The organism is Ruminococcus sp. FC2018 (assembly GCF_000621805.1).
Taxonomy (GTDB): domain Bacteria; phylum Bacillota; class Clostridia; order Oscillospirales; family Ruminococcaceae; genus Hominimerdicola.
In genome coordinates this window covers 141755-154118 of the sequence record NZ_JHXH01000006.1, presented here as the reverse complement: position 1 = coordinate 154118, position 12364 = coordinate 141755, and the positions used below count along the sequence as shown (strand labels likewise).

Here is a 12364-nt window from a genome sequence, read left to right as displayed (position 1 = left end):
CATTACCAGAAAATGCTCAAAGATAAAGGCATAAGACAGAGTATGTCACGAAAAGGCAACTGTCTTGATAATGCCTGTGCAGAAAACTTCTTCGGATTACTCAAGACAGAATTGCTGTATTTACAAGAATTCACATCAATAGAACACTTCATATCCGAGCTTCACGCTTACATAGAGTGGTACAACACAAAGCGCATCAAGCTTAAGCTTGATGGTATGTCACCTATTGAATACAAATTCGCTGCCGCATGACAAAAGCGACCAAGATCTCTCTTAGTCGCTTTGCATATTTTTTCTTTAAAAAGTTTGTCTAACTTTTTGGGGTCAGTTCAATCTCGGAATGGTCCGGTCTGTTTTTATAACCAAACGAAAAGGCGAACATTATTTTACATCTTGTTTAAGGAGGCGTATTTATGGAGAATTTTGATTTTTACAGTCCCACTCATTTTGTTTTCGGACAGGACAGGGAGAACGAATGCGGCGAGCTTGCTAAAAAGTACGGTGCAACTAAGGTCATGGTGCATTACGGCTCAGGCTCGGCAGTCAGATCCGGTCTTGTGGGCAAGGTGACAGAGTCCCTGGACAAGGCAGGCATTCCTCACACAGAGCTTGGCGGCGTTCAGCCTAACCCAAGGGATACCCTGGTTTACAAGGGAATTGAAATATGCAAAAAAGAAGGCGTTGATCTTATAATCGCTGTTGGCGGAGGTTCGGTGATCGACAGCTCAAAAGCCATTGCAGCAGGTGTTTGCTACGACGGAGATTTCTGGGATTTTTACTGCGGTAAGGCTGCAATAACCAAAGCTCTTCCCGTTGCGACCGTTCTGACCATTTCCGCAGCAGGCAGCGAAGGCTCCCCTTCTTCGGTAATCACAAAAGAGGACGGCATGGTGAAAAGAGGTACTACAAGCGATCTTATAAGACCTAAATTCTCCATTCTCGATCCAAAGCTCACCTGTACTCTGCCCGCATACCAGACTGCCTGCGGAGCAACAGACATTATGGCTCACGTTTTTGAAAGATACTTTACAAACACCCCTGAGGTGGAGATAACCGACAGACTTTGCGAAGCAGTTTTGCTCACCATGATAAAGGAAGTACCGAGAGTTATCGCTGAGCCGGACAATTATCAGGCAAGGGCTAACATCATGTGGGCAGGCACCGTTGCTCACAATGACATAGTTGGTGTGGGCAGAAGTCAGGACTGGAACAGCCATGGCATCGAACACGAGCTTTCCGGACTTTACGACTGTGCTCACGGCGCAGGTCTTGCAGTTGTAATGCCTGCGTGGATGGAATTTGTATACAAGCACAATGTTATGAGATTTGCACAGATGTCAACCAGAGTTTTCGGATGTTCAATGGATTTTGAAGATCCTGAAAGCACCGCCGTTGCAGGCATCAAGGCGTTCAGAAGCTTCCTTCACCGCATCGGTATGCCGATAAACTTTAAAGAACTGGGTGCAAAGCAGGAGGATATTCCCACGCTGGCTGACAACATGAAGATAAATGGCGTAAGAAAAGGATTTGTGGATCTGTCAAGGGATGATGTATGCAAGATCCTGACCATTGCGGCAAACGCTGAATTATAAGATCGGGAGGTATATCATGCTTAACGTTAAAAACAAATGGGTATTTATAACCGGTGCCAGCAGAGGGCTTGGCAGACTTGCAGCTGCGGAAATGGCTAAGCTCGGCTGCAACATTATCGTTCACAGCAGGACAATGCAAAGCTCACAAAAGGTATGCGATGAGCTGGCACAGTTTGGCATTCAGACAAAGACTGTTGCCTGCGAGCTTTCGGACATAGACACTGTCAAGGCTATGCTGAAAGAGATTGACTCCTTCGGTGTCGATGTGGACATAGTTCTCAACAATGCAGGACTTCAGATAGGCTACCGCACCGAGTATTTCTCCACTCCTGTTGATGATTTCATCATCAGCTTCAACATCAACACCATTGCGCCTGCGGTTATTTGCTATCACTTTATGCCCAAGATGATAGAAAAAGGCTTCGGAAGAATCGTGAACACCACAAGCGGTATCGCTCTGGAGCCTGAACAGGCAGGATATTCCGCAAGCAAGGCTGCGCTTGACAAGATAACTATTGACCTGGGACACAGGGTAAACGGTACCGACGTTTGTATCAATCTGGTGGATCCGGGTTGGTGCAGGACGGATCTCGGGGGCGAAAAAGCACCGAATTCACCTGAAAGCGCTCTCCCCGGAATCATAGTCGGTGTGCTGACCCAAGATAAGTTGTCAGGCAGGCTTTTCAGAGCTCAGGAGTTTTCCGGCATGGATCTGCAGACTGCCGTAAATGCCGCCGAACAAATACCTGCGCCATATTAAATCCGGTATATCATATGCTTGATGAATGAACGGGCAGAAACTTTTTAAAACAAGTTTTGCTGCCGTTGGCATCAGTAAGCTGAGAATATAAAGTGTAATGCTTGAGGATTAACAAGGGGGATACATCTCACATACTATAATAACAGCAAGGCAAAAAACTGTCCCGCTGTGTTTAAAACAATTACAGACGGGAATAATCATAGTGTGAAGATACTTCACAGACCACTTTAGAATGGAGTGTTTTGTTTTGACTGTTCACAGAGGTGAGATATATTATGCAGACCTGAGTCCTGTGGTCGGCTCCGAGCAGGGAGGGTTGAGACCCGTACTTATCGTTCAGAACGATGTGGGTAACCGTCACTCCCCCACGGTCATAGCCGCAGCCATAACCAGTCAGCAGGAAAAGGCAAGGCTCCCCACCCACATAAAGCTTGACAGCAAAAAATGCGGACTTGCCAAGGATTCTGTGGTTCTGCTGGAACAGATACGTACCCTTGACAAAAGGCGTTTGCGTGAAAAAATGGGGTCGCTGGACAATGGCTCCATGAGTGCGGTGGACTCTGCATTGTCCGTAAGTTTCGGGCTTGGCGGTGCAAATATATAAAACAAAAAAGCTTTGGCTGCCTTTTAAGGCGACCAAAGCTTATTTATTATTTTATCAGTTCCCGGAAAAGCTCCTGTGTTCTTTGTGTGCAGGCGGTGATATGAGCCATGCACAAAAAACCGGGTGGCTGGGTGCTTATCTTATCCTTATAGTCGTTGACCACATAATCACGATACTGCTGCACCTGCTGTACGCTGACTGTGGCAATATCCATAGGCTCTGCCTTTTCAAGCAGGCACACAGAGTTTTTAAAGCTGTCCAGCCCGATGACCATACTGTTGAACCGGAAAAGCTCCTCCCACTTCAGCTTGGTTATCTGTTCACGGCTGAGTTTGCCGTCCTTCTGAAGATATGCAAACAGGTGCGGCTGCACCGCTTCATCCCATGCGATATCGGTGGCGCAATGAAAAACATATCCCTTAAGATAGTCGGGATGTTCTTTGAACCTGTCAAGGTTTTGTTTATAAAACTCTGCCAGCTGCTTTTTCCAGATATCATAATCAACGCTTCGGATATGTGCACCGTAGCGTATCTCCTGACTTGCAAAGCCTGTGAGATTAACGCTGTCGGGAGCTATACAGCCCAGGAAAAAATCCGGCTTTGAGACTATTTCAAGCTCATCGCTCAACATATCCGCAACTACAAGATGTATGGGAAAAGACGGCATTTACTGATCCTCCAATGATTTTAAAGCTTTCATTTCGTTTCTGTCAACACGAATGACACTGTCCTTTATTACCTCCACCTCGGACTTATCAAAGGTGGTCACGGTATCGTTGTTGTCAAGCTTGACTTTAAGCTTTCCTGTAAGCAAATTGACCTCCTCGACTACTCCCCTGCCGCTGGTGGTCTTTACGATAGCACCCTGCTTGGGTGTGGTCTTCAAAAGGTCGTCGTAAGCATTCTGCTCGTATTTCAGGCAGCACATAAGTCTTCCGCAGGTGCCTGAGATCTTTGTCGGGTTAAGGGACAGACCCTGCTCCTTAGCCATTTTTATTGACACAGGCTGGAAGTCTCCGAGAAATCTTGAACAGCAGAAGGGCTGTCCGCATATGCCCAGTCCGCCCAGCATTTTCGCTTCATCTCTGACACCGATCTGGCGAAGCTCTATCCTGGTTTTGAACACGGCGGCAAGGTCCTTTACAAGTTCACGGAAATCCACTCTGTTTTCAGCGGTAAAATAAAACAGCATCTTATTGTTGTCAAAGGTACACTCAACGTCGATAAGATTCATTTTCAAGCCGTGCACAGCTATCTTATCCTGACATATCTTAAAAGCATCCTTTTCCTTTTGCTTATTATTCTCGATACGTTTCAGATCGTCCTCTGTGGCAGCTCGGATTATTGGCTTGATGGGAGATGAAAATGCAGATTCATTTATCTCCTTGTCCACCATTGCCACCTCTCCGCACTCCACTCCCCGTGCGGTTTCAACGATAACCTTATCGCCAATGGCGAGCTTATAATTCTTAGGGTCAAAGTAATATACCTTGCCCACACTTTTAAATCGTACTCCGATTATTTTAAGCATAAACTATTCCTTTCTGTTTATATATAGACCAGCCTTCAGCTGTTATTTGACGATATCCGAAAGTCTTACGGCAAAACTGTTGAGGGTAAGGGAAAGATTACAGTTGGCATCTATCCTGCCGATACAGTCAAGCACGGCATCATAAAGCTCTGCCCCCCCTGCTGCCGAGAGGATATTTCCAAGCTGCTGGGCACCTTGCTCATAGCAGCTTACATAAGCTGTAGCAGACGAAGTCCCGACATGGTACAAACAAGCATCTGCCCCTATTTCTCCAAACAGTTCAAGAGTCTGCCTTGCAGCCTGTTTCTTTCCGTCAACGGCAAAAAGCGCTTTGAGTATCTTATACTCATCAGCCGATATAACAGTATCGCAAAGCTCTCTTGCTGCATTTACGCAGCCGGCAAAGTCCTCGCTTTCGATATAGGCTTTGCACCTGCCGATATTGCCTCTGCCTGCTGCCACTGCCAGAAGTATATCTTTAACAGACAGCTGAGGATAGGCACTTTTCAGATACTCCTCGCTTTCCGCCTCGCTGACACTGCTGACTGCAAGAGGCAGTGTTCTTGAAATGATCGTGGGCAGAAATATCTCTTTACTCCTTGCTGTGAGTATGACCACAACGTGCTCGGGGGGCTCTTCGATAAGCTTCAGCAGGATATTCTGCACAGCGGTAAGAGTGTTCACCGATTTATCAAGGTCGGGTATGATATAGACCTTATATCTGCTTTCATTAGGCATTACTGCGCTGTCGGAAACGATAGGTCTTATTGACTCGTCGATTATGTAGTTCCCGTTGGCATTTGCGCTCACCTTGATAATATCCGGGTGTGTGCCGTGCATTATCATGCGGCAGGACTTACACTCTCCGCAGGGCACGCCGTCATGCCTTTGGCAAAGATAGGCGGCAGCAATATAGTTTGCAAGATGCTTTTTTCCCAGTCCCTTTTCGCCATGGATAAGGATAGACCGCTGTTCTCTGTTTTTGCAGACCATTCTCCTTATCAGTTCAAGCGGCTCACGGTTGCCGTAAAATCTAAGTTCCATTTTCCCTTATCAGACCTGCTCGAAGCGCTGTATGTCGGTAACGAAAATAGTGGCTCCTCCGACGGTAACTTCCACGGGTTCTGCAAAGGCATAGTCCCTTTCAAGGACAGCAGATGCAGGTACGGTCTGCTTTCTTTTTTTAGAAAAGCTCTTGCATATCTCCACCACATCGTCCACCTGTTCATCCTGGCAGCATATCATAAAGGTGGTATTACCCTTTGAAAGAAAGCCTCCTGTGCTGGCAAGCTTTGTAGCTCTTATACCTGCTTTGGAAAGTCCTTTGCTGACAGCATATGAATCGTCGCTGTTTACAATAGCATAAACAAGTTTCATATTATCCTCCTTAACTTATGTAAAACACTGTGATCATTGTACCACAAAAGGCGGCAAAAGTAAAGTTTTTGACGCAAAAATCTTAAAGCACATTTATCTTTTCAACTCCGCAGGCTTCAAGGAGCTTTACGGCGTTTTCGCTGACCACCTCACCGCTGACTGTTACGGGGACAGAGGGCTGGCAGCCTGTAACGGTCAATGCACAGATCCTGCCCACGGCACTATGGATATCAACGCTTTGTGAATGCGAAAAGGCTGCACGGCGCATTGAAAGTCTGCTTTCGGCAGGCAGCAACCCGGGAATCTGCTCATCAATGGGAGGTTTAACAGGTAGCGTCTTAAAGGCTGCGGCAAGCTTATCAAAATCATTTTGTGTATTGGATATACCAGCCATAAAGACTACATACTCACCGTCGCAGTATTCCGGCTCGATCCCCGTTTCACGCAGTTTATCCCCAAGCTCACAGCCGTTATATCCGCACTTTGCTGCACAGACTGTTATCTTCATTTTTTCCTGACCGCAAAGGACCCAGCCGTACCCTTCTATTTTTTCCTTACAGCTTCGGACCATAGCGGTGCTGTGCGCCAGCTTTTTGGCAAACTCCCCCGACGCAAGCATTTCACCGCACAGGTCAAGGCTTTGCAGTATAAGATACGAGGGGCTTGTTGAGCCGAACATGGACATTATACTTTTTGCATTATTCAAAAAACTATCCGGTGATTTATTAGAGAAATGCAGATACGCTCCCCCTGTATAGCATGGCAGTGTTTTATGTGCCGAATCGCAGCACATATCTGCACCCAGGGCGATGGGGTGGGTATTATCATCAAGAAAAGCCATATATGATCCGTGTGCGTTGTCAACCGCAAGAGGCACGCCTGCCCTGTGGCTTATATCAGCTATCGCTTTTATATCCGCAAGATTTCCCAGGTAATCCGGGCTTGTGATATAAAGACAGTCTATATCCTTGTCCTGTGAGAGCAGATTTTCTATTTGTACGGGTGTAATATCGCAGCAGCAAATTCCCGGTGTTGGCTCAGAGGGATACAGCCATACCACGTCCGCATCAAGAAGGATACATCCGTCGATAAAAGCCTTATGCACGTTCCTCGGAGCAGCTATCTTCAGTCTTTTATCACCGATCACGCTTTTTATTATCCCCAGCATGGTTTTTATACACTGGCTGGAGCCTTCGGTGGAAAACAGAGTCTTTGCCGTTTTGAATGAGGCAGCAGTGCGCCTTTCGCTTTCGGCAATAATACCCTGCGCCTGATAGAGATAATCCGCTCCTTTTATCTCGGTTATATCATAGGCTTCACAGCCGTGAAAAGTACAGCCTTTATGCCCCGGCATATGAAAACGCACAGTATCGCTTTGAATGTATTTTTTCACAAAATCATTTATTGGTGCAGACAACCATCATACCTCCCTGTTTCTGTCCCGGTCAAGCAGCTTTGCAAGCTCATCCGCCCTCATGGCACGCAGTATATTGTTCCTGCCTCGGGCAATAGTTCGTGAAACGGTGGACTTAGCCACACCGCAGCGATCTGCTATCTGCTCCATGGTCATGTTTTTCATATAGTACATTATTATGTATCTTCGCTGCTTTGCCGTGGCACTTTCAAATATCGCCCTGTGAAGCTCTCTGACCTTATCGGGGTATGCTCCCCTGTCCGTATCACGATCCGCAAATATATTATCACGCACATAGCGGTCTATATCTGAATAGCCTGCTGTTCTTCCCTTCATTTTAAGCATTTCCACGTCCTTAATAAAAAATTTACAATTTAAATTTCCATTTATTTTTATTATATTATACCACATCTTGTGCTTTTTTCAAGTGAAAACACAAGATAATTACGATAAGGGCGTATTAAGGGAATTTTATCGGACAGTTTGTACAAAATGCACTTGAATTTTGAGAAATTGTGTGATATAATGTCACTTGTAACCGAAAGAGGTCAATTTGTTGTACACCAAGATAAAGAGATATATATAATAAAAACGCTGTGGGGACAAAGTGATATTTTTCGGACACGTGGGTGATATTGTGTAAGTCACCCTTTTACTTTCTGTGGTGGGGATCATGGTGTGTCGTTGTGCTCACCCATTAAGAGGAGAAGTGTAAAAATTATGGAGAAGATGAAGCTTGACAGATTGTCTGAGCTTACGGCGATTTCCCGTTCAAGAGAGCTGACCGATGCCGAACAGGCTGAACGTAAAGTTCTCAGGGACGAGTATCGTCAGGGTGTGGTGGCTAATCTCACCGCACAGCTTGATAACACCGTGATACTCCGTGCCGACGGCACAAGGATCATGGTAAAGGATCTTAAGCACAGTGGGGAGGGATCATAAAGGTGGCAGGTTTATCAAGGCAGAAGCAGAAACTTCTGACCATGAAGCAGTATTTTGAACAAAAAACCGACGATGAACACTCCATTACCGGAAACAGACTTATAGAAATACTGGGACAATATGGCATCAAGGCAGAGAGAAAAACTATTTACGATGACATAAAGACCCTTTGCGACAGCGGTATGGACATCGAGATCACTAAGGACGGTCACTCCAACGCTTACTACCTTGGAGCTAGGACTTTCCAGGATGAGGAGCTTTTTGTTCTTGTAGATGCAATAGCTTCCTGCAGATTCCTGACAAAGAAAAAGTCACAGGAGCTTATCGCAAAGATCCAGGGGCTGACCAGCGAATACAAAGCTAAACAGCTCAAGCGTGATGTTTTTGTAAACAACCGTTCAAAAGCTATGAATGAGGCTGTATATTACAATCTCAACAAGGTCCAGGAAGGAATATTTGAGAAAAAGACTATCTCCTTCCAGTATTACGATTACAACTTCAACAAGAAAAAGATCCTCAAGCACGACGGCGAGGTATACACCGTATCACCTTTCGTTACCGTCTGGGAGGAGGATAATTACTACCTTGTTTGCTACTGCAACAAGCACGAAAAGATCTGCCGTTACAGAATAGACAGAATGACCAATGTCAGGGTCAACGAAGGTGAGAAGCGCCGTGAGCTTACACCGGAGGAAAAGACCGAGGTAAACAATTATCAGTCTGTTTACAGTATGTACGGCGGGAAAACCGAAAAAGTTACCCTTGAGTTTGAAAACGGACTTCTTTCCACTGTTATCGACAGATTCGGCGAAAAGATAATCTGTACTCAGAACTCAGACCACACCTTCTACATAAACGTTGAAGTTCAGATCTCCCCCACATTCTGGGGCTGGCTTTTCAAATTCGGTAAAAGAGCCAGGGTGCTTGCTCCCGAAAACGTGGTGGAACAAGCCAAACAGACCCTTGATGAGATAAGAAAGCATTATGAATAACACTTTTGAACGTTGTTATAGCTTGTGTAAAAAACAGAAAACGAGCAAAAGATAAAAAGCTTATAGGGAAAAGTCCGGTTTTGTGCCGGACTTTTTGTTTGAAGTAAAATATAAAAAATATTAAAAAGCACTTGATAAATGATACCCGAATATGTTATACTTAGTAGGCAGTTTATAATGTCAAGGAAAGGAGCGGCTTAATGCTTAGTTTAAGAAAGATATGCAAAAACTATAAGACCGGTGATACCACGGTAGAAGCACTCAAGGGCGTCAGCATGGACTTCCGTGACAGCGAGTTCGTGTCGATTCTTGGACCCTCGGGCTGCGGTAAGACCACACTTCTGAATATTATCGGCGGTCTTGACCAGTATTCATCGGGCGATCTTGTTATCAATCAGAAGTCAACAAAAGACTTTAAGGATGCTGATTGGGACTCATACAGAAATCACAGGGTGGGATTTGTTTTCCAAAGCTACAACCTTATCCCTCATCAGACGGTTCTATCCAATGTTGAGCTTGCTTTGACGCTTTCGGGTGTTTCAAAGTCCGAGCGCAGAAAAAGAGCGACCGAAGCTTTGGAGCAAGTTGGACTCGGTGACCAGCTTAACAAAAAGCCAAACCAGATGTCCGGTGGACAGATGCAGCGTGTGGCTATCGCAAGAGCTCTGGTAAATGACCCTGATATCCTTCTTGCCGACGAACCCACAGGTGCTCTTGACACACAAACCAGCCTGCAGATCATGGAGATACTGAAGAACATCTCCAAGGATAAGCTTATTATAATGGTGACCCACAACCCGGAGCTGGCAGAGACATACTCGTCAAGGATCATCAAGCTGCTGGACGGTGAGATCGTTGACGACAGCGACCCGTTCACCTGTCCTGAGCCTGAGGAGAAGGAAAAGCTGGACAAGAGGGCTGCAAAGAAAGCTGCTAAGGCTGAACGAAAGAAGCTCAAAACTTCGATGAGTTTTTTTACCGCCCTTTCCCTTTCAAAAAACAATCTTCTTACCAAAAAGGCAAGAACTTTCCTTACCTCATTTGCAGGAAGCATAGGTATTATCGGTATCGCTCTCATACTCTCTCTTTCAAACGGTGTACAGGTCTATATCGACCAGGTGCAGAGCGACACGCTTTCAAGCTATCCTCTGACTATCACAAAGACTACCACCAGCACCGAGAGCATGATGAAGCTTATGGCTGACCAGCGAAAGTCAAATGAAGTCGATCACGACAAGGATAAGGTCTATTCCCAGAACCGTATGGGCAAGCTCATAAGCACATATATGCAGGAAACAAAGGTAAACAACCTTGAAAAGTTCAAGGATTTTCTTGACAATAACAAGGAGATCGAAAAGTACATTACAAGCATTCAGTACTCCTACTCCACCAAGCCTTACATCTACAACAAGGATACATCAAAAGGCATTGAACAGGTCCACCCTTCAACCGTAGGTGAATATATGGGTCTGGGTCAGATGTTCAGTATGAGCTCGGATATGGAAGGTATGTCCGGAATGAGCAGCTCTATGTTCGGCGGACAGAACACGGATATCTTCGGTGAGATGATAGACAACAAGGAGCTTATCAAGAAACAGTATGATGTGCTGGCAGGAAAATTCCCCGAGAAATACGACGAGGTTGTGCTGGTAGTTGACAAGAACAACGAGCTGCATGACTATGTGCTGTACACCCTTGGCTGGCTGGACAAAAAGCCCTTGGAAAATATCGTTGTAAAGGTCATGTCCGGCGAAAAGGTGGATATTGACGAAGGTCAGAAGAGCTATACTTATGACGAAATGCTGGCTTTGCGCTTCAAGCTTCTTGCACCGACCGACAGATACGAAAAGCAAGGCAGCATATGGGTGGACAGATCCTCGGATGAAGAGTTTATGAAAAAAGCTCTTGATGCTGCCCCGGAGATAAAGGTCGTTGGTGTAATCAGACCTAACGAAGATGCAGCGGCGGCTTCTATAAACGGAAATATCGGATATACACACGAGCTTGCTACTTATCTTGTGGACAGAGTTCAAAACAGCCAGATCGTCAAGGAACAGCTGGCAAACAAGGATGTTGACGTTTTCACAGGACTGAAATTCGGTGACGGTACAAACAGCAAGAACAAGATCACTGAGGCGCAAAAACAGATGCTTGCACAGCAGCAGTCCGGAGCTCAGGGTGGTATGGGATTTGATATGTCGTCAATGAGCGGCGATCAGCAGTCGGGATCTCTTATGACAGAGTCTGAAAAGAAATATATGCAATCCCTTACCCAGGAGCAGATGAAGCTCTTGCAGGACATTACCAAAGAGCGTATGGAAATGTATCAGAAGGCTCAGAAAGAAGGCAATGACAACAAGTTTTCCGACTCCACATACGACAAGAATATGTCGGTACTCGGGTACGCAGAGCTGGAAAAACCAAGCTTTATCAATATCTATCCAAAGGACTTTGAATCAAAGGAAAAGATAGTTGATATCATCAAAAAATACAACGAGGATGCCAAGAGCGACGGCAGCGAAAAGGACGCTATCGAGTACACAGACTATGTGGGACTTATGATGTCGTCCATAACAGATATTATCAGCGCAATAAGCTATATTCTTATTGCATTCGTAGCCATCTCCCTGGTAGTATCTTCAATAATGATAGGTATCATAACCTACATTTCTGTTCTTGAAAGGACAAAGGAAATCGGTATCCTGCGAGCCATCGGTGCTTCAAAGAAGGATATCTCCCATGTGTTCAACGCAGAGACGGTCATTGTGGGACTGTCCGCAGGTCTGCTGGGAATAGGTATCTCCTACCTGCTGACCATACCGATAAATATGGTGATCGCAAGCGTTACGGACGTAAACATGAGGGCTTCCATACCTGTGCTTGGTGCGGTGATACTTGTGGGAATAAGTATTATACTTACCCTTATTGCAGGACTTATGCCATCCAGAGTGGCAGCTAAGAAAGACCCTGTTATCGCTTTGCGGACAGAATAGATCGACAGTTGATAGGCTCATGCAGACGGCGTGAGCCTATTGTTTTTTTACATAAACAGTGGTAGTATATTTATATACTATTCACAAAATAGTTTCAGTCCCCAAATATTTATTATAATTTATTGACAATCTGTAAAGAACGTGTTATACTTATTTTCG

Annotated in this window: 13 protein-coding genes; 7 read left to right on the top strand and 6 right to left on the bottom strand. The window is 45.4% G+C overall.

The window, feature by feature from the left end; translation table 11 throughout:
* The 4 genes from T494_RS0106005 to T494_RS0105990 all read left to right on the top strand — a co-directional run.
* On the top strand, nucleotides 1-252 hold a 252-nt coding region (locus T494_RS0106005; RefSeq protein WP_037344113.1), incomplete at its 5' end, for an IS3 family transposase.
* 161 nt (nucleotides 253-413) lie between these two features.
* Nucleotides 414-1592, top strand: coding sequence for an iron-containing alcohol dehydrogenase (locus T494_RS0106000; RefSeq protein ID WP_028505516.1), 1179 nt, complete (start codon nucleotides 414-416; stop codon nucleotides 1590-1592).
* A 16-nt stretch (nucleotides 1593-1608) separates the two neighbouring features.
* Nucleotides 1609-2352 carry an SDR family oxidoreductase gene (locus tag T494_RS0105995; RefSeq protein ID WP_028505515.1) on the top strand — a complete coding sequence of 248 codons (744 nt, stop codon included), beginning with the start codon at nucleotides 1609-1611 and terminating at the stop codon, nucleotides 2350-2352.
* A 247-nt stretch (nucleotides 2353-2599) separates the two neighbouring features.
* A complete protein-coding gene (locus T494_RS0105990) occupies nucleotides 2600-2956 on the top strand; it encodes a type II toxin-antitoxin system PemK/MazF family toxin (protein WP_028505514.1) in 357 nt (118 codons plus the stop codon).
* 46 nt (nucleotides 2957-3002) lie between these two features.
* Here T494_RS0105990 and T494_RS12480 read toward each other — a convergent pair whose 3' ends face one another.
* The 6 genes from T494_RS12480 to T494_RS0105960 all read right to left on the bottom strand — a co-directional run bounded on the left by T494_RS12480 (nucleotide 3003) and on the right by T494_RS0105960 (nucleotide 7623).
* Nucleotides 3003-3623: a hypothetical protein gene (locus tag T494_RS12480; RefSeq protein ID WP_051540140.1), complete on the bottom strand. Its 621-nt coding sequence runs from the start codon at nucleotides 3621-3623 to the stop codon at nucleotides 3003-3005.
* On the bottom strand, nucleotides 3624-4487 hold the full coding sequence (locus T494_RS0105980; protein ID WP_028505513.1) for a stage 0 sporulation family protein: 864 nt from the start codon (nucleotides 4485-4487) through the stop codon (nucleotides 3624-3626).
* A gap of 42 nt (nucleotides 4488-4529) precedes the next feature.
* Entirely contained in the window at nucleotides 4530-5531 is a 1002-nt protein-coding gene (locus tag T494_RS0105975; RefSeq protein WP_028505512.1) for an ATP-binding protein, read from the bottom strand.
* Nucleotides 5532-5540: 9 nt separating this feature from the next.
* On the bottom strand, nucleotides 5541-5864 hold the full coding sequence (locus T494_RS0105970) for a cyclic-di-AMP receptor (RefSeq protein WP_028505511.1): 324 nt from the start codon (nucleotides 5862-5864) through the stop codon (nucleotides 5541-5543).
* 82 nt (nucleotides 5865-5946) lie between these two features.
* Nucleotides 5947-7281, bottom strand: coding sequence for a PLP-dependent transferase (locus T494_RS0105965; RefSeq protein ID WP_028505510.1), 1335 nt, complete (start codon nucleotides 7279-7281; stop codon nucleotides 5947-5949).
* Between the two features lie 3 nt (nucleotides 7282-7284).
* Nucleotides 7285-7623: a sigma factor-like helix-turn-helix DNA-binding protein gene (locus T494_RS0105960; protein ID WP_028505509.1), complete on the bottom strand. Its 339-nt coding sequence runs from the start codon at nucleotides 7621-7623 to the stop codon at nucleotides 7285-7287.
* A gap of 375 nt (nucleotides 7624-7998) precedes the next feature.
* Here T494_RS0105960 and T494_RS0105955 point away from each other — a divergent pair, with 375 nt between their 5' ends.
* The 3 genes from T494_RS0105955 to T494_RS0105945 all read left to right on the top strand — a co-directional run bounded on the left by T494_RS0105955 (nucleotide 7999) and on the right by T494_RS0105945 (nucleotide 12205).
* Nucleotides 7999-8220 carry a DUF896 domain-containing protein gene (locus T494_RS0105955; RefSeq protein WP_028505508.1) on the top strand — a complete coding sequence of 74 codons (222 nt, stop codon included), beginning with the start codon at nucleotides 7999-8001 and terminating at the stop codon, nucleotides 8218-8220.
* A 2-nt stretch (nucleotides 8221-8222) separates the two neighbouring features.
* Nucleotides 8223-9212: a WYL domain-containing protein gene (locus T494_RS0105950; RefSeq protein WP_028505507.1), complete on the top strand. Its 990-nt coding sequence runs from the start codon at nucleotides 8223-8225 to the stop codon at nucleotides 9210-9212.
* A 200-nt stretch (nucleotides 9213-9412) separates the two neighbouring features.
* Entirely contained in the window at nucleotides 9413-12205 is a 2793-nt protein-coding gene (locus T494_RS0105945; RefSeq protein WP_028505506.1) for an ATP-binding cassette domain-containing protein, read from the top strand.
* Nucleotides 12206-12364 lie beyond the last annotated feature (159 nt).

Bases quoted from the DNA above. Each gene is read 5' to 3' on its own strand.
- T494_RS0106000 (WP_028505516.1), top strand. From the start codon at position 414: ATGGAGAATTTTGATTTTTACAGTCCCACTCATTTTGTTTTCGGACAG.
- T494_RS0105995 (WP_028505515.1), top strand. From the start codon at position 1,609: ATGCTTAACGTTAAAAACAAATGGGTATTTATAACCGGTGCCAGCAGA.
- T494_RS12480 (WP_051540140.1), bottom strand. From the start codon at position 3,623: ATGCCGTCTTTTCCCATACATCTTGTAGTTGCGGATATGTTGAGCGAT.
- T494_RS0105980 (WP_028505513.1), bottom strand. From the start codon at position 4,487: ATGCTTAAAATAATCGGAGTACGATTTAAAAGTGTGGGCAAGGTATAT.
- T494_RS0105975 (WP_028505512.1), bottom strand. From the start codon at position 5,531: ATGGAACTTAGATTTTACGGCAACCGTGAGCCGCTTGAACTGATAAGG.
- T494_RS0105970 (WP_028505511.1), bottom strand. From the start codon at position 5,864: ATGAAACTTGTTTATGCTATTGTAAACAGCGACGATTCATATGCTGTC.
- T494_RS0105960 (WP_028505509.1), bottom strand. From the start codon at position 7,623: ATGCTTAAAATGAAGGGAAGAACAGCAGGCTATTCAGATATAGACCGC.
- T494_RS0105955 (WP_028505508.1), top strand. From the start codon at position 7,999: ATGGAGAAGATGAAGCTTGACAGATTGTCTGAGCTTACGGCGATTTCC.
- T494_RS0105945 (WP_028505506.1), top strand. From the start codon at position 9,413: ATGCTTAGTTTAAGAAAGATATGCAAAAACTATAAGACCGGTGATACC.